The sequence below is a fragment of the Paraburkholderia xenovorans LB400 genome, assembly GCF_000013645.1.
Lineage (GTDB): Bacteria > Pseudomonadota > Gammaproteobacteria > Burkholderiales > Burkholderiaceae > Paraburkholderia > Paraburkholderia xenovorans.
The window spans coordinates 817,129-836,781 of the sequence record NC_007952.1; the positions used below are offsets into that span (position 1 = coordinate 817,129).

The window sequence follows — 19,653 nt, forward strand, 5'->3', positions numbered from 1 at the left end:
GTGCATGTGATGCGCGCGCGGATTCGGTCCGCTGTCGTTTCAACCTGTTCGTCTGGTTGTGCCGTCTCTCAGGCGCGCGGAGCGGCGTCGCCGGTGGCGAGGGCGCTCGCTTCGTCCTCAGCCGGCGTGACGCGCATGACCAGCGCGATGATCGTCGCGACAACCAGGAAGGCCGCGATCGTCAGCAAGGCCAGCTTGAAGTTGCCGGTCGCATTACGCACGAGACCGATGCTCCACGGGCCGACCAGGCCGCCGAATTGCGCGATGGTGTTGATCAGCGCGATCGTCGCGGCGCCCGCCGCGCCGGTTCTGAACGAGGATGCGAGGCTCCAGAACAGCGGGTTGCCCGCATAGATGAACAAACCGGTCACGCACAGCAGCGCATAAGCGATCACGGGGTTCGGCGCGTACGCGCTGCCGGCAATCGCCAGCGCGCTCATGCCGTACACGAATGCGAGGTGTTTCTTGCGGTCGCCGGTGCGATCGGAACTGCGGCTGATCAGGAACGTGCCCAGCACGCCGAGCAAAGGCGGCGCGGCCGACAGAAAGCCGACTTCGAGATTGGTCAGATGGCCGAGACTCTTGACGATCTGCGGCAGCCACAGAAAGAGGCCATAAATGCCGACCAGCGCACAACCGAACAGACAGGCGAGACTCCATACGCGGATGTCGCCCGCCACGCGCAGCAGCGGAAAATGCGCGTTACCGCCCACAGCTTCGCGCTCGGCGGCAAGCGTCGATTCGAGCCAGTGCTTTTCGTCGCCGGACAGCCAGTCGGCGTCGGCGGGACGCTCGGTCATGATGCGCAGCGTCAACAGACCGAGCAGCATGGCCGGCACGCCTTCGAGAATGAACATCCATTGCCAGCCCTGCAAACCGAGAATGCCGTTCGCGTAGGTCATCAACGCGGTGGAAATGGGACCGCCCAGCACTGCCGAAAACGAACCGGCGATGATATAGCCGCCTACTGCACGCGCGCGGTAGCGTACCGGAAACCATTTCGTCAGATAGACCGCGACGCCCGGCAGAAAACCCGCTTCCACGACACCGAGCAGAAAGCGCAGCACGTAGAAGCTCGAATCGTTGAATACGAACGCCGTGACGGCGGCGACCGCGCCCCACGTGAGCAATATGCGTGCGATCCAGCGGCGTGCGCCGACGCGATGCAGCAACAGGTTGCTCGGCACTTCCAGCACCATGTAGCCGACAAAGAAGATGCTGCCCGCGAAGCCGAACACGGCCGGACTGAAGCCGAGCTGTTTGTTCATATCCAGCGCGGCGAAACCGATATTGATCCGGTCGAGATAGTTGAAGAACATCATCGCGAAGAGCAGGGGCATCAGGCGCCCGTAGACTTTTCGCATGGTTGCGGCTTCGTTGATCGAGGTCATCCTGTCTCCTGCCTTGCGGCGACGGCCGTAGCCGTGGCCTCGTTCTAATCATGTGTGGGTCAATGATAAGAACGCGAGCGGAGGGAGTCCAAGACCGCTTGCTTATGCTTCTATATTTTTTTGCTTATAGTGTGGCGTTCGCCTGCGGCGCGGGCAGACAAGCCAGAAACGCCCGCAGATGAGGCGACGGGTCGTCGGTGCGGAAGGTGGCCGCGAGCGTGGAGCGATACGACGAGCCCGGGCCGGTGAGGTGGCGGAAAGCCACGTCGGTGCGTCCGTGCCGCGCCACCGATTCGCCGATGAACGTCACGCCGAGGCCCGCGGCCACCAATGCAATCGCGGTCTGGATTTCATATGCCTCGTGCGCGACGGCCGGCGTGATGCCCGCATCGCGGTAGAGCGACAGCACCGAGCGTTTGAACTGCGCGTTCTGATGCTTCGGATACAGAATCAACGGGGTATCGGCGAGATCGGCAATGCGCACCTTCTTGTGCGCGGCAAGCGGGTGGCCCGGTTCGAGCGCGGCCATGACGGGCTCGCTCAGCAGCGGATACGACGTGCAGCCTTCAACCGCCAGCGGCTGCCGGCCAATGCCGATGTGAATGCGCATGTCGCGCAGCGCGTCGGTCTGTTCTTCGGTCAGCATTTCGAAGAGCTTCAGTTCGACCTGCGGAAACGCCTCGTGAAACGCTTTGAGCGCGGGCGGCAGCACGCTGTACATCGACGAACGTGTGAAGCCGATGCTCAGCCAGCCGCGCCGGCCAATGCCTATTTCCTGCGCGACGACCGTCATCTGCTCCAGCGTGCCGAGTATCTGGCGCGCCTCGCTGCACAGATAGTGGCCGGCCTCGGTGAGGCTCAGCGGGCGCCTTGCCCGGTCGACCAGTTGCGTGCCGAGTCGTTCTTCGAGTGAACGGATCTGCTGGCTCAGCGCGGGCTGTGCGATATGCAGGCGCTCGGCGGCGCGGCTGAAATTGAGTTCCTCCGCGAGAATCACGAAGCACTGCAGGGCCCTGAGGTTCATATGGTTCATCGTCCGTGCCTATCGCAGTACGGGGCCGGCCGTTTCCGCACTAACCGCAGGTTGATGGAACATGTCGTAGATCGCGTCGAGCAGCCAAGCAATACCCGGGTCCGCCGAAAATTGCGAGTGCGAGTGGACCTGGATTTCAATGGGCGGCAGCGCGAACGGCAAAGGCAGAATGCGAAAGGCCTTATTGCGGTTGAAGCGCTGCGCGATACTCCGCGGGAAAATCATCGCGAGGTCGGTATGCTGGACGATCTCCGGCGCCACCACGAAATGCGGCAGGCGCAGCACGATATCGCGGCGCAGATTCAGCTCTTCCAGCCACTGTTCGACCATCCGGTGGCCGGTCGCGTTGGTGCTCGCATAGACGTAGCGCAGGTTCGCGAGATCCTCCTTGGTCGGCTTCTGCTTGCGCAGCGGGTGGCCGGCGCGCACCACGCAAACATGTTCGTCGACGAAGAGCGTCTTGCTCACGCAGCCCGTATCGAGACCTGGCACGTAGCCGAGCGCGAGATCGATCTCGCCGCTGCGCATGGCCGAGCTCACCGAGTCGACGGAGACATTCGCAATTTCCAGGCGAATGCCGCGTGCGCTGCGGTCGAGCATTGAAAGAAGCGGCGGCAGGAAATAGAACTCCGACATATCCGACATGGACACGCGAAACACGCGTTGTGCCGTGGCGGGGTCGAACCTGGCGATTTGCTGGACCGCGACGTTGATGATGCCGAACGCCTGGGTAAGCGGCGCGTGCAGGCGCAGCGCAGCGTCGGTGGGAACCATGCCGGTAGGCGTTCGCACGAAGAGCGGGTCGTCGAACAGCGCCCGCAGCCGGCGCAATGCATGGCTGACCGCGGGTTGCGTGAGTCCGAGACGCTCCCCGGCGGCGGTCAGGCTGCGCAGATCGGAGATGGCCAGAAACACACGCAGCAGGTTCAAGTCCGTAATGCCGGGGTGCGACTTGCTCATGAGGTTCGATCGCGGCGAGGGAGGGCGTTTATTTGGGTTTCAGATTACCGTAAATGCTACGCATAGGGAAATGGAGTGTCGCGCCGCTGTACGGCGGAAAGGCGTTGAAGTCCTGCTTCATGCTGGCGCGAACGGGCGACGCGAGCGCGGCGGCGAGCGCCGCGGGATCGTCGAAGACGACCTTGTTGCGTTGCATGGCCGTGGCGCGCCGGATGCGCAGACCTGACCGGTAATCGAGCCGCGTGTAGATTTCGAGCTCGCGAATGCCGGGCAATTGCGCCATCAGCGGTGGATGATGCAACAGGTAATGCGTGAGCCACGCGTTGAAGTCCTGCGCTTCGCCTTCATAGCTGACGAGGTACGTGCAACGTTCGGCGCGAGTGCCGGGGCCGGACGGATTCGGGGTGGCGAATGTCCTGACCGCCATGACCTGGTGCGTGAAGGTGAGACCGTTGTTCGACGAACCGTCTACCAGGTCGTGGATCGCGCGGCCGGGTTGCAGCGTTCGTTCGAGCAGCTCGAGGTCATCGAAATACCATTGCAGCACGCAGCGGGGGCATGTGGAAGCGTCGGTCTTCGACAAGGGATCGCAGTCGTCCGCTTGCGCCGGCACGTGGATCGCAAAACGGCGCAAGCCCTCAATATCTTGCGATGCCGCTTCGAACCGCGACAGCTCGGTAGACCCCGCCTCACTTCCAGGCGCACCGTGGCCAATCAGAAAGAGGCAGACTTCCACGTTCACCTCGCTGCTTGCGCGGCAAGCGGCGCTGTAGCCGGTGGTCGCGTCAGGCGATGAAAATGCCGTCCGAAATAAATGAGGCCGTCGCCATCCGGGCGCAACGCAATGTGACGGATCTGCGCGAACATCACCGAGTGCGAGCCGACCTTCTTGATGTCGACGATCTCGCCTTCGAGACTGGCGATCGCGTCTGCCAGCACCGGCGCCGACGCCGCGCCTCCGGTCCATGCGTGGCGCCCGAATCGCTCGTCCATCGAGCACGCTGTCATGCCGGCAAAATCGCGCGCGAGCTGCTGGCACTCCGCGGCAAGCACGTTGATGCACACGCTGCGGTTGCGATGCAGCACGTCATGCACGTAGCTGGCCTGATTGATACAGACGAGCATGGTGGGCGGCGCGTCCGTTACCGAGCACACCGCGCTTGCGGTAATGCCGCAGCGGCCGCCGGGGCCATCCGTGGTGACGATGTTGACGGCGGCCGGCAGGCACGCCATCGCGTCGCGGAAACGTTTTCTGGTGTCTTCGATCGTCACTTTGTTTTCCTTCTGCATTGCGAGGCGGGGCGTGCTTCCCGTGCTTTCTTACGGAAAAGGCGTGACCGGCGGCACGCCGGCGAACAACGCGCCGGACGCGTCATAGGTGCCTTCGCCCAGGAACGCATGCTGTGTCACCACGATCGAATCGCGCACGAGACGCTGCAACCGGCTCTCGCGATAGATCGCAGCGATGCCCGCCATCTGGTAGGCCTGCATCACCACCTCGGCGCCGATCTGCGCGGCGTGCGTCGCGCTGAGGCGCAGCAGATTGGCCTGCTCCTGCGAGACGGCATCGCCGTCGATAATCGTCTGCCACGCGGCTTCGGCGGATTCGTAGAAGAACGCGCGGGCGCTGCGCCAACTGGCCTCAGCTTTCGCGAGGCCCGAGCGGTAATAGCCGCGATCGGCGAGGCGCGGTGCGCCGGTCGTGGTCTTGGTCGAGCCGGACATGCCGGTGAGCAGATCGAGTGCGGCTCGCGCGAGACCGATATTCACGGCGGCGTGCACCTGGGCCTGATAGGCGATGGCGGGGTAGCGGTAGAGCGGTTCGTCGATCAGCGCCACGCCGCCGCGCACGAAGGTCCATTGCGCGTCGACGAACTTGTCACGCAGCCGCAGATCGTGGCTGCCGGTTCCCTGCATGCCGACCACGTTCCAGTTCTCGACGATCTCGACCTCATGCGCGGGAAACACCGCCGTAAACGGCTTGCCCGCAGCCGCCCCGCCGGAGTTGGCGGGCGTGCCGCCAATGCCGACGCCGATCCAGTCCGCGCCTTTGCAGCCGCTCGCGAAGCGCCATTGCCCGCTGACCAGGAAGCCGCCCGGCGCCGGGATCGCGGGTTGCAGCGGATAGAGGCCGCCCGAGAAAACCTGATCCGGACCGGTGGCGTAAATCTGCTGTTGTGTTTCGATCGGCAGCGCGGCGAGATACGTGTTCGCCGAGCCGAACGCCGCGACCCAGGCCGCGGAGCCGTCGGCGATCGCAATGCGTTCGAGCATGCGGAGGAACTGCGCGGGCGGCAGCGCGTCGCCGCCGAAGCGTTGCGGCGTGCTGGCGCGAAAGATGCCCGCGCGCTTCATCTTCGCGATCATGTCGCGCGGCACATGCGAGAGGTGATCGAACTCGTCGCGGCGGCGTTCGATCTCGCCGGTCAGCGCGTCGAGCGTGATCGGGCCCGCGTAGTCGGGATACGGGTCCGTGTGGTCGGTTGCACGAGGCTCGTACGCGTAGGTCGAAAGACTGCTCATCGGAAGGCTTTGCATGGTGACGGCTTGAGAATGGGAGTGAATGAGTTCGGACGAAGTCGTGTCGAGAGGGCGTCAGACGCTTTCCTGCCCGGCGTGCTCTTTGCTCCTGGCCTGGAGCCGCAGTGCTTTGGGAAAGGTCTCGGGTGCGAAACAGGTGGCGAGTACCGTGATCAAACCGAGCACGACGAGATAAACAGCCACCGGCGCGGCGCTGCGGTAATGCGCGAGCAGCGCGGTCGCCACCATCGGCGAGAGTCCGCCGCCGAGTACCGACGAAATCTCGCGGCCGATGCCGAGCCCCGAGAAACGCAGATGCACGGGCAGCAGTTCGCTGATGAAAGCGGGCTGCGCGCCTTCCAGAATGCCGAGCGTGATGCTGTTGGCGAGGACGAGCGCCGTAATGACTTTCCACAGCACGCCAGAGCCGAGCAACGCGAAATACGGATAGGCGACCAGCACCATTGCCAGCGCGCCGGCGAGATAGACCGGCTTGCGGCCGATCCGGTCCGTGAGGCGCCCCATCAACAGGGACACGGGGATCATCAGCAGCATCGACACGGTCAGGCCGCCGAGCACCCAGCTCGATTTCAGGCCGATGAACTGGCCATACGCAATCGAGAAGGCGAAGAAGATGTACGACGCCGCGCCTTCACCGAAGCGCAGGCCGAACACCGTCAGTACCTGGCGCGGGAATTGGCGCAGTACTTCGACGATCGGCATGCGGGCGTCGCGGTGCGTGGCCTTGACTTCGGCGAACTCCGCGCTTTCGCCGACGGAGCGGCGCATCCACAGGCCGAGCGCGACCAGCACGGCGCTGCAGAGGAACGGCACGCGCCAGCCCCAACTGTGAAAGTCGGCGGGCGAGAGCGTTTGCACGAGAAGAAACGCGGCGGTGGACAGCACGAAGCCGAACGCCGCGCCGCACGGACTCCAGGCCGCGAGCGCGCCGCGTCTCGCGGCCGGCGCGTTTTCGTGGATCAGCAGGATGCTGCCGCTCCATTCGCCGCCGGCGGCGAGGCCTTGCAGAATGCGCAGCAGCACCAGCATGACGGGCGCCGCGAGACCGATCTGCTGATAGGTGGGCAGCAAACCCATGCCGACGGTGGCCGTGCCCATGACGAGCAGCGTCAGCATCATGACCGTCTTGCGGCCGTAGCGGTCGCCGATATGGCCGCACAACACGCCGCCGATGGGCCGCGCGATGAAGCCCACCGTAAAGCCGCCGAATGCAGCGATCGTGCCGGTCAGCGGATCGCTGCCGACCGGAAAGAACAGCCTGCCGAACACGAGCGCGGCGGCGGTGCCGTAGAGAAAGAAGTCGTACCATTCGAGCACCTGGCCGAGCACGGCGGTCGTCACCGCGCGACGAACCTTGCTGGTGGGCCGGATTGCGGGCAGGGGTGTCAGAGCGGCTGTCGCGTCAGAGTTCATGGCAGGTGGAGGGTCACGATGTGGAGGGTCGCGCGTTCTCGCCATGTTCGTTGTTCGGCTGGAGCGGCGAGACGAGCCCGGCAGGCATGTCGAACGATAGGACCGTGAAAAAACGTGGTCAAATTCGGGCCAAAAATGGCCGTCATGAATCGTATGCATGACGGTTACGCTATTTCGCGCGAGGCTATCGGGCTATCGGGCTATCGGGGCGATGGTTGGGGTCGCGTTTTCTTCGGAACGGAAACGCTTTGGGCATTGGTTCGGGGAACTGAGATTTGGCCGCGCGCAGGCCATGCCGCTACACTGTGTGGTCTTATCCTGCGAATCACGGAGGGAACCGGAATGCAACTGACCGACTTCGATACGCTGACCTTCGACTGCTACGGGACGTTGATCGACTGGGAAACCGGCATTTTCGAAGGTTTGCGGCCGCTGCTGGCACGTGTCGAACCGCCGCTTACGCGTGACCAGGTGCTCGCAGCGCACGCGCGGCATGAATCGTCGCAGCAGAAATACACGCCGGCGCGGCGTTATCAGGAACTGCTGCCGATCGTCTACAAGCGTCTCGCGGAGGAGTGGCAGGTGCCGTACACGCTTGCCGATTGCGTGGCGTATGGCAAGTCCATTCAGAACTGGCCGGCGTTCGACGATTCAGCCGCCGCGTTGCAATATCTCAAGCAGCATTACAGGCTCGTGATTCTGTCGAACGTCGACAACGAAAGCTTTGCTTATAGCAACGCGAAACTGCAGGTCGAATTCGACGCGATCTTCACGGCCGAAGATATCGGATCATATAAACCGTCGCCGCGCAATTTCGAATACATGCTGGAAAAGCTGGGCGAACGGGGCGTGGCCAGGGAGAAGATTCTGCACACGGCGGAGAGCCTGTTTCACGACCACCAGCCGGCGAACGCGTTCGGCCTGGCGTCGTGCTGGATTTATCGCCGGCACGCGAAGCAGGGTTTCGGCGCGACGATGGATCCGGGCTCGCAGCCGGAAATCGATTTCCGCTTCAATAGCATGGCCGAACTGGTGAAAGCGCATCAGCAGGCTTTGCAGCCAAAGTAGCCGGTGAGCCGGTATTAGCGCAGCGGCGCGCAGGCTTTCGCGAGCGGAGGTTGCCGCGGGCGCTACTGCGTGGGCGCCTGCGCCTTATGCTTCACACAGTCCGAGGTGAACGCCATGCTGGCCTGATCCGGTGTCATGTGTGGCGCGTCCGGGCTGTAGATCTTCTCGATGATGGCGTTGACCGCTTGCCGGTCGGCCGCATCCTTGTAATAGCTGGCCGCCTGATCGAGCGCTTGTGTCCGGGTCTTTTTGTGCGCGCGCCACGAGGCCACCTGAGCGGCGATATCACCGATCGCAAAGCACTGATCGCTGACGGTTTGCGCCACGGCTCGAACGGCCGGTTGCGCGAGGCACACCGCAAGCAGCGCGGCTACGACTACGCGTTTCATTCCCTGAATCCTGTGGTTAGATGAGCGACGGTGCGAAAGCGCTGGCATCCACCACCGCGGCAACCGAACGGGTCGACAACGGCGTAGTTTATCGGGAACTCACGTGCCGCGTTTTTTCACGCGCGGCTCTTTGCGGCCCTTTGCGGCCGTTCAATGTCCGAACGACTCGGTCTTCGACGCGCTCACGTTCGCCACATGTGGCCGTGCCGCCTGCTTGATCAGCAACGCCACGCACGAAATCAGACCCGCCGCCGCGACCGTCGCGAAGATGCCCGCGAAGGTGAAATGGCGGCGTGTCAGTTCGGCCACGAGGAACGAACCCGCAATGCCGCCGAAGCGTCCAACGCCGAGCATCCACGCCACGCCCGTGCCGCGGCCTTCGGTCGGATAGAATGCGGCGGCGAGCGCCGGCATCGACGATTGCGCGGTGTTCATCAACACACCCGCCACGAACACGATGAACACGAGCGCGCCCACGTTGCCTACCGCCTGGCCGATGAAATACACGCTCACGGCCGTCAACGCATAGCAGGCCGCGATGATCCGGTTCGCGTTGAAGCGGTCCATCAGCACGCCGCACAGCACCGCGCCCACGCCGCCGAGCGGGAACAGCGCGGAAATCAGCGTCGCGCGTTGCGGCGTGAGTCCGGCGTCTTTCAGCAGGATCGGCATCCAGTTGATCGACGCGTAGAAGATGACGAGGCCCATGAAATAGGCAACCCACAGCATCACCGAGCCGATGATGTACGAGCGCGACAGCACCACGGCCGCGCCCTTGCCGCCGGTTTGCGGCGCGCTTTCGGTCATGATGAAGGTGCCCGCCTGCGCGGCTTCGCCCGAAATGCGCAAGAGCGCCGCGCGAATCCGTTCGACCGGCTGGCCATTGGCCACCATGTAGCGCACCGACTCCGGCATCTGGATCACCAGCACGACCAGAAGCAGCAGCGGAGTAATGCCGCCGAGCAGCAGCACGCTGCGCCAGCCGAAATGCGGAATCATCCACGCCGCGAGAAATCCGCCGAACGCGGCGCCCAGCGGAAAGCCGCAGAACATCAGATTGATCACGGTCGCGCGGCGGCGATCCGGGCAGTATTCGCCCATCATCGTCACGGCGTTCGGCATGGCCGCGCCGAGACCGACGCCGGTGATGAAGCGCAGCGCGGTCAACTGTTCGATGCTGTTCGAGAAGGCCGAACCGAGGCACGCCACGCCGAACAGCAGCACCGCGGCGAGCAGCATGGAACGCCGTCCGAGCCGGTCGGAGAGTGGCCCCGAACCCAGCGCGCCGCAGGCGAGGCCGAACAGCGCCGCGCTCAGCACAGGGGCGAGCGCCGGCCGCGTGATACCCCATTCGGCGATTAGCGAAGGCGCAATGAAGCCGATCGCGGCCGTGTCAAAACCGTCCAGCAGGACGATGATGAAACACATGAAAAAGACGAGCCACTGGAACGGCGAAAACGGATGGTCGTTGATGAAGGTCTGAACGTTCACAGCGTTACTGCGGCTCATGATGTGTCTCCTGACTGCGGAATACGGAAGGGCTCGCCGTGACGAGCGGCTATCACGTGGACGAGCCGGTCGTCATCTGCTTTCCGTCGTTTCTAGTTTGTTCGTATGTAGAACCATGATTCTTTATTCGAACAAACGCTGAACTGTAAGTAATTCGACAACGATGGGTCAACGCGGGATTACCCGACGCTCTCGTGGATGCGCTGGAACGTCGCAGCGCGCGGACGGATATCGAGCCGATGGAATTGGCGGAGCCGGTAGTGTTCTCTCGTTCGCGAGCATGTGTTCCGCAACCTCGGCGCCTACCTACTGCGCCGCGTTCAGCTTCCGCCAGAGTGTCGTCTTGCTGATGCCGAGCGCCTCGCAGACCGCGTCGCGGTCGCCGTCGTGCGCGGCGAGCGCGGCGCGGATTTCGTCGGCTTCCACGTGACGGCTGCGCTCGCGCAGGGATAGCGCGGCCTTCCTGCCGCGCGCGTGGGGCTCGACGATTTCCGGCGCGACCGTGCGCAGCATGTCGCGTGTGAAAACGGCTTCGGTGCTGTCCTGGGGAAGCGCGTCCGCGTCTGCGAGTTCCACGGCGATCCGTTCGATCACGTTCTGCAATTCGCGCACGTTGCCGGGCCACGCGTAACGTCTGAACGGCTCGTCGAGCGCGGCGAGCAGGTGTTCGGCGGCGGCCGCGTCGGGCAAACGCCCCGCGAGCCTCGGTTCACGCGCCGCGGCTTGCAGCAGCAGTTCGACGGCAAGCGGCAGCAGATCGGTCGGCCGCTCGCGCAGCGGCGGCAGCGCGATGCTCAGAATGTTGAGACGGTAGTACAGGTCGGCGCGAAAGCTGCCCGCTTCGATACCCTCGGTCAACGCGCGATGCGTCGCCGCGACCACGCGAATATCGACCCGTGTGGGCTCCGTCGAACCAAGCCGTACCACTTCGCGCTCCTGCAGCACGCGCAGAAGCCGGCTTTGCAACGACAGCGGCATCTCGCCGATTTCATCCAGAAACAGCGTGCCGCGGTGTGCCACTTCGATCAGCCCCGCCTTGCCGCCCTTGCGCGCGCCGGTGAACGCGCCTTCCTCGTAGCCGAACAGTTCGCTCTCCAGCAGCGCCTCGGGAAACGCGCCGCAATTGATCGCGACGAACGCGAAGTCGCGCCGCGCGCTCAGCTGATGCATGCTCTGCGCGACCATCTCCTTGCCCGTGCCGCTTTCGCCGAGGATCAACACGGTGGCGTCCGAGCGGGCATAGCGTTTGACGAGCGTGCGCACCCGCTCGATCGATTCGGACGCGCCCACGATATCGGCGAGCCGGTAACGCGCGCTGAACTGCTGCACACGCTGGCGCGAGCGCAGGGTCCGGTCGAGCCGTTCAACCGCGCGCGATTCCTGAAACGTCAGCACGGTGCCCGCCGCCGAGCCGGTGCTGGCAAGCGGCCCGCGATGCACGACATAGCTCGCGCCGCGCACCGTGCAGAACGTGTCGCCGTCCGCGTCCGGCAGGCTGCCCGCGAGATCGGGCGCGAGTTCGAGCAGCACGCGGCCCACCGCATTCGCCGCGTCGAGGCCGAGCACGCTCGCGAGGCGCTGGTTCATCGCTTCGACCCGCCCTTGCGCGTCGAGCGCGACGACGCCGTCGCGCAGATGCTGTAGCAGATTGTCGAGCCGTTGACGCCGGACCGTTTCCCGCCTTGTGGCCTGGGCGACTTCGAGCGCCGTATCGAAAGCCGCGCGCACCGACGCGCGCGAGTAGAGAAACACCGCGCCCATGCCGGCATTCGCGGCCAGATCCGTGACGAGTCCGGGGCCGACCACCACGTCGATGCCGCGATCGCGCAGATCGAGCACGACGCTCTCCGCGTCCTGCGCCGATTGATAGGAAGCGAACGTGACGTCGAGCGCATAGGCGGCCGAGAAGCGCCGCACTTCGTCGGGCGTATCGCCGTGCGAGACGAGCGCGACCTTCGCGCCGTCGCGGCGCGCGCGCGCGAGCGCATGCATCACGTCGAATCCGGTGGGGCCGATCAGCACGACCGGCACCGACACGCGCGTTTTCAGGTACGCGCCGTTCGAGCCGCCGGCAATCACGACATCCGGACGACCCGTGCCCGCGGCCTCGACTTCGCGCACGGCGTCTTCGAAACCGTGCGCGACGATGCGCAGGTCCGCGCGTTCCACATATTCGCCGGCGATATCGAAAAACAGATCCCGCAGGCGGCTGATGCTGAGCGCCCAGATGCGGGGGCGCTGGGCGGGTTCGAAAAGAGGTGTGCTCAAGGCGGGGCGGCTCGCGGCTGGGTTGGACATGTCCGCCTATTATGCGCGCATCCATTTCCAATTTGAAATCGTCATTTCATTTATGAAATGAAGGGCGATCCGGCGTCGCGAGGAGTCTTTGGTAAATCAGGCACTTAGCGCGCACTCTGGTGGGTGGCCCATTCTTTGCATTTCAGCACCCGGTGAAAGCATCCCCCATACATCTATCTGGAATCTGGAGACAGTCATGAGCGAAGCAGACAACAGCACGCCGAACACGGGCGCGTTCAAACCGAAAAAATCCGTCGCCCTGTCGGGCGTGACGGCGGGCAACACGGCCCTCTGTACGGTCGGCAAGACCGGCAACGACCTGCACTATCGCGGCTACGACATTCTCGATATCGCCAGCGCCTGCGAATTCGAAGAAATCGCGTACCTGCTGGTCCACGAAAAGCTGCCGACGCAAGCCGAACTCACCGCGTACAAAACGAAGCTCAAGGCGCTGCGCGGCCTGCCCGCGAACGTCAAGGCCGCGCTCGAATGGATCCCGGCCGCCGCGCATCCGATGGACGTGATGCGCACCGGCGTATCGGTGCTCGGCACCGTGCTGCCGGAGAAAGACGACCATAACCTGCCGGGCGCGCGCGACATCGCCGACAGGCTGATGGCTTCGCTCGGTTCGATGCTGCTGTACTGGTACCACTACTCGCACAACGGCAAGCGCATCGAGGTGGAAACCGACGACGATTCGATCGGCGGCCACTTCCTGCATCTGCTGCACGGCGTGGAGCCGTCCAACGCATGGGTCGACGCGATGCACGTGTCGCTGAACCTGTACGCCGAGCATGAATTCAACGCGTCGACCTTCACGGGCCGCGTGATCGCGGGCACGGGCTCGGACATCTACTCGGCCCTTACCGGCGCGATCGGCGCGCTGCGCGGACCGAAGCACGGCGGCGCGAATGAAGTCGCGTTCGAGATCCAGTCGCGCTACCAGACGCCGGACGAAGCCGAAGCGGATATCCGCCGCCGCGTCGAGAACAAGGAAGTGGTGATCGGTTTCGGTCACCCCGTGTACACGATTTCGGACCCGCGCAACAAGGTCATCAAGGAAGTCGCGAAGAAGCTCTCGAAGGAAGCGGGCAACACCAGGCTGTTCAGCATTGCCGAGCGGCTGGAGTCGGTGATGTGGGACGCGAAGAAGATGTTCCCGAATCTGGACTGGTTCAGCGCGGTCTCGTATCACATGATGGGTGTGCCCACGGCCATGTTCACGCCGCTCTTCGTGATCGCGCGTACGGCAGGCTGGAGCGCGCACATCATCGAGCAGCGCATCGACAACAAGATCATCCGTCCGAGCGCGAATTACACCGGGCCCGACGATCTGCCGTTCGTGCCGCTCGCGAAGCGTGTTTGACGACGTCGTGAGTACTGTCTGGCGCGCAAAGGGTCGACGCGCCGGCACAAGTGCTTTTCCTTCATTGCGTCTCGAGAGCGCGACGCAATGAAATTGGGCCTTGGCTCGCTGGAACCCCGGGCCAAGGCTGTTTTTTGCGGCGCGTCGACGTGAACGCCGGCAAATCCAACCGGCCCGCTGCCGCGAGCTTAAACTACACGTACCTGACCGGCCCGCCAGGGAAGCGCTCGAAAAAGGGGCAGCTGATTGTGATCGGCCGCCGCCATCGTCCCCGGATCATTACTGTTTTGTCCCCTACGCCATGAATACCGCAAACCGCAAACGCCTTCCCGGCACCCAGCTCGATTTCTTCGACACGCGTGCCGCCATCGAAGCCATTCAGCCCGGCGCTTACGACAAGTTGCCGTACACGTCGCGCGTGCTGGCAGAGAACCTCGTGCGCCGCTGCGACCCGGTCACGCTCGTTGCTTCGCTTAAACAGATCATCGAACGCAAGCGCGAACTGGATTTTCCGTGGTTCCCGGCGCGCGTGGTCTGTCATGACATTCTCGGCCAGACCGCTCTGGTCGACCTCGCCGGTCTGCGCGACGCGATTGCCGCGCAAGGCGGCGATCCGGCAATGGTCAACCCCGTGGTGCCGACCCAACTGGTGGTAGACCATTCGCTCGCCGTCGAGTGCGGCGGTTTCGATCCGGATGCGTTCGCGAAGAACCGCGCGATCGAGGACCGCCGTAATGAAGACCGCTTCGACTTCATCAACTGGACCAGGCGTGCGTTCAGGAACGTCGACGTGATTCCGCCGGGCAACGGCATCCTGCATCAGATCAACCTCGAACGCATGAGCCCGGTGGTGCAGGTGAAAGACGGCGTGGCTTTCCCCGATACGCTGGTCGGCACCGACTCCCATACGCCGATGGTGGACGCGCTCGGCGTGATCGCCGTCGGCGTGGGCGGACTCGAAGCGGAAAGCGTGATGCTGGGCCGCGCGTCGTATATGCGCCTGCCGGATATCGTCGGCGTGGAACTGACCGGCAAGCCGGGCGAAGGCATTACGGCGACCGATGTCGTGCTCTCGTTGACCGAATTCCTGCGCAAGGAGAAAGTGGTCGGCGCGTACCTCGAATTCTTTGGCGCCGGCACGGCCAACCTCACGCTCGGCGACCGCGCGACCATCGCCAACATGTCGCCGGAATTCGGCGCCACGGCCGCGATGTTCTATATCGACGAACAGACCATCAAGTACCTCAAGCTCACCGGCCGCGACGACGAGCTCGTCAAACTGGTGGAAACCTACGCGAAGGAAACCGGCCTGTGGGCGGACAGCCTCAAGCATGCGGAGTACGAACGCGTGCTGAAGTTCGACCTCTCCACCGTGGTGCGCACGCTGGCCGGTCCGTCCAATCCGCATCGCCGTTTGCCGGTGTCGGAGCTGGCGGCGCGCGGCATCAGCGGCAAGGTGGAGAACGAGCCTGGCCTGATGCCGGACGGTGCGGTGATCATTGCCGCTATCACGAGCTGCACGAACACCAACAATCCGCGCAACATGATCGCGGCCGGTCTGCTGGCGCGTAACGCGAACCGGCGTGGACTGACGCGCAAGCCCTGGGCGAAGACTTCGCTCGCGCCGGGCTCGAAGGCGGTCACGCTATATCTGGAAGAAGCGGGACTGTTGCACGATCTGGAGCAACTGGGCTTTGGCGTGGTCGCGTATGCGTGCACGTCGTGCAACGGCATGTCCGGTGCGTTGGACCCGGCGATCCAGAAAGAGATCGTCGATCGCGACCTGTATGCGACGGCCGTGCTGTCGGGCAACCGCAACTTCGACGGCCGCATTCATCCGTACGCGAAGCAGGCATTCCTCGCGTCGCCGCCGCTGGTGGTGGCTTATGCGATTGCGGGCACGATCCGCTTCGACATCGAGAAAGACGTGCTCGGTATCGACGCCGACGGTCACGCCGTCACGCTGAAGGACATCTGGCCGTCGGACGCGGAGATCGATGCGATCGTGGCGTCGAGCGTGAAACCGGAGCAATTCCGCAAGGTGTACGAGCCGATGTTCGCGGTCACGGTCGACACGGGCGAGAAGGCCAGCCCGCTCTATGACTGGCGCCCCATGAGCACGTACATTCGCCGTCCGCCGTATTGGGAAGGCGCGCTCGCCGGTGAGCGCACGCTCAAGGGCATGCGCCCGCTAGCCGTGCTCGGCGACAACATCACGACCGATCACCTGTCGCCGTCCAACGCGATTCTGCCGGACAGCGCGTCGGGTGAATATCTGGCGAAGATGGGGCTGCCGGAAGAAGACTTCAATTCCTATGCGACTCACCGCGGCGACCATCTGACGGCACAGCGCGCCACCTTCGCGAACCCCACGCTGAAGAACGAGATGGTGCTCGAAGACGGCAAGGTGAAGGCGGGTTCGCTGGCGCGCATCGAGCCCGAGGGCAAGGTCACGCGCATGTGGGAAGCGATCGAAACCTACATGGAACGCAAGCAGCCGTTGATCGTGATTGCCGGCGCCGATTATGGCCAGGGTTCGTCGCGTGACTGGGCGGCGAAGGGCGTGCGTCTTGCCGGCACGGAAGCGATCGTCGCGGAAGGGTTCGAGCGCATTCACCGCACGAATCTGGTGGGCATGGGCGTGCTGCCGCTGGAGTTCAAGCCTGGAGTGAACCGGCTCACGCTCGGTATCGACGGCACGGAAACTTTCGACGTGATCGGCGAGCGCAAGCCGCGCACGGATCTCACGCTGGTGATTCATCGCAAAAACGGTGAGCGCGTGGAAGTGCCGGTCACGTGCCGCCTCGATACCGCCGAGGAGGTCTCGATCTATGAGGCCGGCGGCGTGCTGCAACGCTTTGCACAGGACTTCCTCGAATCGACGAAAGCGGCGGCTTGAGGCCGCCTGGTTTGCGGATCGCTCGAACTTGAAGCAGCGAACGTTTTAACGCGGGGCAGGGCGATACGGTGCGGCATGCCGTACGCCCTGCCGGAAGTCCCCTCGGGGGCCGCCCGCCCACATCAGGACACGACTTTCATGGCCCACCAACCCCAGATCAAGATTGCCGCCACTTATATGCGCGGCGGCACCAGCAAAGGTGTGTTTTTCCGCTTGCAGGATTTGCCCGAGGCCGCTCAGGTGCCGGGCGCCGCGCGCGATGCGCTGCTGATGCGCGTGATCGGCAGCCCCGATCCGTACGGCAAGCAGATCGACGGCATGGGCGGCGCGACGTCGAGCACCAGCAAGACGGTGATCATCGCCAAAAGCAGCCGGCCCGATCACGACGTGGATTACCTGTTCGGGCAGGTGTCGATCGACAAAGCGTTTGTGGACTGGAGCGGCAATTGCGGCAACCTTTCCGCCGCCGTGGGACCGTTCGCGATCAGCGCGGGCCTCGTCGACCCGAGCCGGATTCCGCGCGACGGCGTGGCGACTGTGCGCATCTGGCAGGCGAACATCGGCAAGACGATCATCGGGCATGTGCCGATGACCAATGGCGCCGTGCAGGAAACCGGCGATTTCGAACTCGACGGCGTCACGTTTCCGGCTGCTGAAGTGCAACTCGAATTCATGGACCCGGCCGCCGAAGAAGAGGGCGCGGGCGGTTCGATGTTTCCGACCGGCAACCTGGTCGACGACCTCGAAGTGCCGGGCGTCGGCACGCTGAAGGCGACCATGATCAACGCGGGTATTCCGACCATTTTCGTGGATGCGGAATCGATCGGCTACAAGGGCACGGAATTGCAGGACGCCATCAATAGCGACGAAAAAGCGCTGGCGATGTTCGAGACCATTCGCGCGTACGGCGCGTTGCGCATGGGGCTGATCAGGCATCTCGACGAGATCGCGACGCGCCAGCATACGCCGAAGGTCGCATTCGTCGCGAAGCCGGCCGACTATGTGGCGTCGAGCGGCAAGCGCATTGGTGCGGGTGACGTCGATCTGCTGGTGCGGGCGATGTCGATGGGCAAACTGCATCACGCGATGATGGGCACGGCCGCGGTGGCGATCGGCACGGCGGCGGCGATTTCGGGCACGCTGGTGAATCTCGCGGCGGGCGGCGGGGCGAAGAAGTCGGTGCGCTTCGGGCATCCGTCGGGGACCTTGCGGGTCGGCGCCGAGGCGAGCGAGAGCGGTGGAGAGTGGACGGTCACGAAGGCCATCATGAGCCGCAGCGCGCGGGTGTTGATGGAAGGCTGGGTGCGGGTGCCGCAGGAGAGGTGAGGCGGGGGCGGCGCCGTCGATATCGTACCGACGGTTCCTCACGCAGCGTGCCGGCGCGTTTTGAATCGGAGGCCGCGTTTAAACGCCCTTTCAAGCGCGAGTTCGGGATGCCGCCGGCGGGGGTGTCCCGCCCCCTCACTTCACCCCGTGCTTCGCCTGCCATCCCTTCATAAACGCGATTTCTTCGTGCTGCGCCTTGATGATGTTCCTTGCAAGCCGCTTCAACTCCGGGTCCTTGCCGTATTTCAACTCGACCTGCGCCATTTCAATCGCGCCCTGATGATGCGGAATCATGTGCGCGACAAAGTCCTTGTCGGTGTTGCCCGTGTAGTCGGCGCTCATGTCCTGCATCATTTTGTCGTCGGCGGCCTTGAACGCTTGCGTCGACTCGCCGGTGCCGGCGTCCGCTGAACCGGACATATCCATGCCGGGCATGGCCGCCGGTTGCTGGGCGTGGACGGGCGCGGCGGCGACAGCAAACGCAAGGCCGCCGAGCAGGCAGAGGGCACGAAAGGCGCGAAGGTTCTTCATAACGGATGTCCATTGAGAAAAGGTTGTCTCGAACGACGCTGATGCCGGGAAGCGGGTGCGTGTTTCCGCCTCCGCTCCCCGGCGGCGATCCTATCAGGTGGTCAGGCTTTCAGGTGATCAGGTTCTCAGCGACGGATGAAAGCCCGCTGCCTCGATGGCCTCGATGAACTGCGCGGGCGCCAGTGTCGATGTGACCTTGACGATTTTAACGGGGAGATCGACTTCGAGCTTTGCAGCCGGGTCGAGACTCGTGACAGCACGTGTTATGGCGTTGGCGCACCCGCCGCACGACATGTCCGGGACGGTGAATTCCATTTCCTGCCTCCGATGAGAAGTGATGGTTCAAGCGTGGACCTTCCCACGGCGGTAAGGTCAAGCGTCTTTTTTCGGGCAGGCCGAAGCCGTATCGCCGCACTAAAAGTGGGCACGCGCGGCGTCGCTCCAGTCATACGATTTTCCAGAATCGCATGCTAGACTTCGTACCCATGTCCCGCTGGCGCAACCTCTTTATCGTCGTGCTGCTTGTACTGAGCCTTCCGGTTCAGTCGTTCGCGGCCCTTTCCATGCAATGCGAGTCCTCGCATTCCGTGGGCGACGGGGTGCGCGCGCTTCATGAGCATGCCAGTTCAATGGCGCAGCATCATGACCATGCCGGGATGGAGGCCGCTCGAGCCGACTCTATCGCCAGTGCCCACCTTCAGCACCACAACTCGGGGAGCAGCGAGCATCACGAGCATGCTTGCTCCACCTGCGCGTCCTGCTGTTTCGGCGGCGCGTTGCCGATCACGCCGGTGGCCTCTCTGTCCGCCGGCGCCATTCAGTTCGCTGTTCCTCTGCCTCCCGCTGCGCGCGTCGCGTCGTTTCTGACTGACGGCGTCGAGCGTCCTCCCCGAATCCCTCTCGTCTAGTTCTTTCGCAGCTTCGCGCTG

17 protein-coding genes are annotated in these 19,653 nt (G+C 64.0%); 5 read left to right on the plus strand and 12 right to left on the minus strand.

Annotated features, from left to right (window positions below):
- Positions 1 to 68: 68 nt before the first annotated feature.
- From BXE_RS25615 to BXE_RS25645, 7 genes are all read right to left on the minus strand, one after another.
- Positions 69 to 1,391 (minus strand): MFS transporter, encoded by a 1,323-nt coding sequence (locus BXE_RS25615; protein ID WP_011491034.1) that lies wholly within the window; start codon positions 1,389 to 1,391, stop codon positions 69 to 71.
- A gap of 124 nt (positions 1,392 to 1,515) precedes the next feature.
- Positions 1,516 to 2,415, minus strand: a complete 900-nt coding sequence (locus tag BXE_RS25620) for a LysR family transcriptional regulator (protein WP_040124957.1) — start codon at positions 2,413 to 2,415, stop codon at positions 1,516 to 1,518.
- Between the two features lie 18 nt (positions 2,416 to 2,433).
- Positions 2,434 to 3,384: a LysR family transcriptional regulator gene (locus BXE_RS25625; protein ID WP_011491036.1), complete on the minus strand. Its 951-nt coding sequence runs from the start codon at positions 3,382 to 3,384 to the stop codon at positions 2,434 to 2,436.
- A 28-nt stretch (positions 3,385 to 3,412) separates the two neighbouring features.
- A complete protein-coding gene (locus BXE_RS25630) occupies positions 3,413 to 4,120 on the minus strand; it encodes a hypothetical protein (RefSeq protein ID WP_040124954.1) in 708 nt (235 codons plus the stop codon).
- A gap of 2 nt (positions 4,121 to 4,122) precedes the next feature.
- On the minus strand, positions 4,123 to 4,674 hold the full coding sequence (gene hpaC / locus BXE_RS25635; protein WP_011491038.1) for a 4-hydroxyphenylacetate 3-monooxygenase, reductase component: 552 nt from the start codon (positions 4,672 to 4,674) through the stop codon (positions 4,123 to 4,125).
- A 30-nt stretch (positions 4,675 to 4,704) separates the two neighbouring features.
- Positions 4,705 to 5,922, minus strand: a complete 1,218-nt coding sequence (locus BXE_RS25640; RefSeq protein ID WP_011491039.1) for an acyl-CoA dehydrogenase family protein — start codon at positions 5,920 to 5,922, stop codon at positions 4,705 to 4,707.
- Between the two features lie 57 nt (positions 5,923 to 5,979).
- Positions 5,980 to 7,338 carry an MFS transporter gene (locus tag BXE_RS25645; RefSeq protein ID WP_011491040.1) on the minus strand — a complete coding sequence of 453 codons (1,359 nt, stop codon included), beginning with the start codon at positions 7,336 to 7,338 and terminating at the stop codon, positions 5,980 to 5,982.
- Positions 7,339 to 7,680: 342 nt separating this feature from the next.
- Between BXE_RS25645 and BXE_RS25650 the strand changes: the two genes are divergently transcribed.
- Positions 7,681 to 8,406, plus strand: a complete 726-nt coding sequence (locus BXE_RS25650) for a haloacid dehalogenase type II (protein ID WP_011491041.1) — start codon at positions 7,681 to 7,683, stop codon at positions 8,404 to 8,406.
- A 62-nt stretch (positions 8,407 to 8,468) separates the two neighbouring features.
- Here BXE_RS25650 and BXE_RS25655 read toward each other — a convergent pair whose 3' ends face one another.
- The 3 genes from BXE_RS25655 to prpR form a co-directional block, all read right to left on the minus strand.
- On the minus strand, positions 8,469 to 8,795 hold the full coding sequence (locus tag BXE_RS25655) for a hypothetical protein (RefSeq protein ID WP_011491042.1): 327 nt from the start codon (positions 8,793 to 8,795) through the stop codon (positions 8,469 to 8,471).
- Between the two features lie 150 nt (positions 8,796 to 8,945).
- Positions 8,946 to 10,304, minus strand: coding sequence for an MFS transporter (locus BXE_RS25660; protein ID WP_011491043.1), 1,359 nt, complete (start codon positions 10,302 to 10,304; stop codon positions 8,946 to 8,948).
- Positions 10,305 to 10,610: 306 nt separating this feature from the next.
- Entirely contained in the window at positions 10,611 to 12,572 is a 1,962-nt protein-coding gene (gene prpR / locus BXE_RS25665; RefSeq protein WP_040124950.1) for a propionate catabolism operon regulatory protein PrpR, read from the minus strand.
- Positions 12,573 to 12,798: 226 nt separating this feature from the next.
- Here prpR and prpC point away from each other — a divergent pair, with 226 nt between their 5' ends.
- From prpC to prpF, 3 genes are all read left to right on the plus strand, one after another.
- The gene (prpC, locus tag BXE_RS25670; protein WP_011491045.1) at positions 12,799 to 13,968 is read left to right on the plus strand and encodes a bifunctional 2-methylcitrate synthase/citrate synthase; all 1,170 of its coding nucleotides are present in this window, start codon (positions 12,799 to 12,801) and stop codon (positions 13,966 to 13,968) included.
- Between the two features lie 301 nt (positions 13,969 to 14,269).
- Entirely contained in the window at positions 14,270 to 16,867 is a 2,598-nt protein-coding gene (gene acnD / locus BXE_RS25675) for a Fe/S-dependent 2-methylisocitrate dehydratase AcnD (protein WP_011491046.1), read from the plus strand.
- Positions 16,868 to 17,005: 138 nt separating this feature from the next.
- Positions 17,006 to 18,193 (plus strand): 2-methylaconitate cis-trans isomerase PrpF, encoded by a 1,188-nt coding sequence (gene prpF / locus BXE_RS25680; RefSeq protein WP_011491047.1) that lies wholly within the window; start codon positions 17,006 to 17,008, stop codon positions 18,191 to 18,193.
- 135 nt (positions 18,194 to 18,328) lie between these two features.
- Here prpF and BXE_RS25685 read toward each other — a convergent pair whose 3' ends face one another.
- The gene (locus tag BXE_RS25685) at positions 18,329 to 18,724 is read right to left on the minus strand and encodes a CopM family metallochaperone (RefSeq protein ID WP_011491048.1); all 396 of its coding nucleotides are present in this window, start codon (positions 18,722 to 18,724) and stop codon (positions 18,329 to 18,331) included.
- Between the two features lie 117 nt (positions 18,725 to 18,841).
- A complete protein-coding gene (locus BXE_RS25690; RefSeq protein WP_011491049.1) occupies positions 18,842 to 19,039 on the minus strand; it encodes a heavy-metal-associated domain-containing protein in 198 nt (65 codons plus the stop codon).
- A 152-nt stretch (positions 19,040 to 19,191) separates the two neighbouring features.
- On the opposite strand from BXE_RS25690, the gene BXE_RS25695 reads away from it, so the two are divergent.
- A complete protein-coding gene (locus BXE_RS25695; RefSeq protein WP_011491050.1) occupies positions 19,192 to 19,632 on the plus strand; it encodes a hypothetical protein in 441 nt (146 codons plus the stop codon).
- The last annotated feature ends 21 nt before the right edge of the window (positions 19,633 to 19,653 follow it).

Coding starts and splice junctions, on each gene's coding strand:
- BXE_RS25615 (WP_011491034.1), bottom strand. CDS start 1,391: ATGACCTCGATCAACGAAGCCGCAACCATGCGAAAAGTCTACGGGCGC.
- BXE_RS25620 (WP_040124957.1), bottom strand. CDS start 2,415: ATGAACCTCAGGGCCCTGCAGTGCTTCGTGATTCTCGCGGAGGAACTC.
- BXE_RS25695 (WP_011491050.1), top strand. CDS start 19,192: ATGCTAGACTTCGTACCCATGTCCCGCTGGCGCAACCTCTTTATCGTC.
- BXE_RS25625 (WP_011491036.1), bottom strand. CDS start 3,384: ATGAGCAAGTCGCACCCCGGCATTACGGACTTGAACCTGCTGCGTGTG.
- hpaC (WP_011491038.1), bottom strand. CDS start 4,674: ATGCAGAAGGAAAACAAAGTGACGATCGAAGACACCAGAAAACGTTTC.
- prpF (WP_011491047.1), top strand. CDS start 17,006: ATGGCCCACCAACCCCAGATCAAGATTGCCGCCACTTATATGCGCGGC.
- BXE_RS25640 (WP_011491039.1), bottom strand. CDS start 5,922: ATGCAAAGCCTTCCGATGAGCAGTCTTTCGACCTACGCGTACGAGCCT.
- BXE_RS25690 (WP_011491049.1), bottom strand. CDS start 19,039: ATGGAATTCACCGTCCCGGACATGTCGTGCGGCGGGTGCGCCAACGCC.
- BXE_RS25645 (WP_011491040.1), bottom strand. CDS start 7,338: ATGAACTCTGACGCGACAGCCGCTCTGACACCCCTGCCCGCAATCCGG.
- BXE_RS25655 (WP_011491042.1), bottom strand. CDS start 8,795: ATGAAACGCGTAGTCGTAGCCGCGCTGCTTGCGGTGTGCCTCGCGCAA.
- acnD (WP_011491046.1), top strand. CDS start 14,270: ATGAATACCGCAAACCGCAAACGCCTTCCCGGCACCCAGCTCGATTTC.
- BXE_RS25685 (WP_011491048.1), bottom strand. CDS start 18,724: ATGAAGAACCTTCGCGCCTTTCGTGCCCTCTGCCTGCTCGGCGGCCTT.
- prpC (WP_011491045.1), top strand. CDS start 12,799: ATGAGCGAAGCAGACAACAGCACGCCGAACACGGGCGCGTTCAAACCG.
- BXE_RS25660 (WP_011491043.1), bottom strand. CDS start 10,304: ATGAGCCGCAGTAACGCTGTGAACGTTCAGACCTTCATCAACGACCAT.
- BXE_RS25650 (WP_011491041.1), top strand. CDS start 7,681: ATGCAACTGACCGACTTCGATACGCTGACCTTCGACTGCTACGGGACG.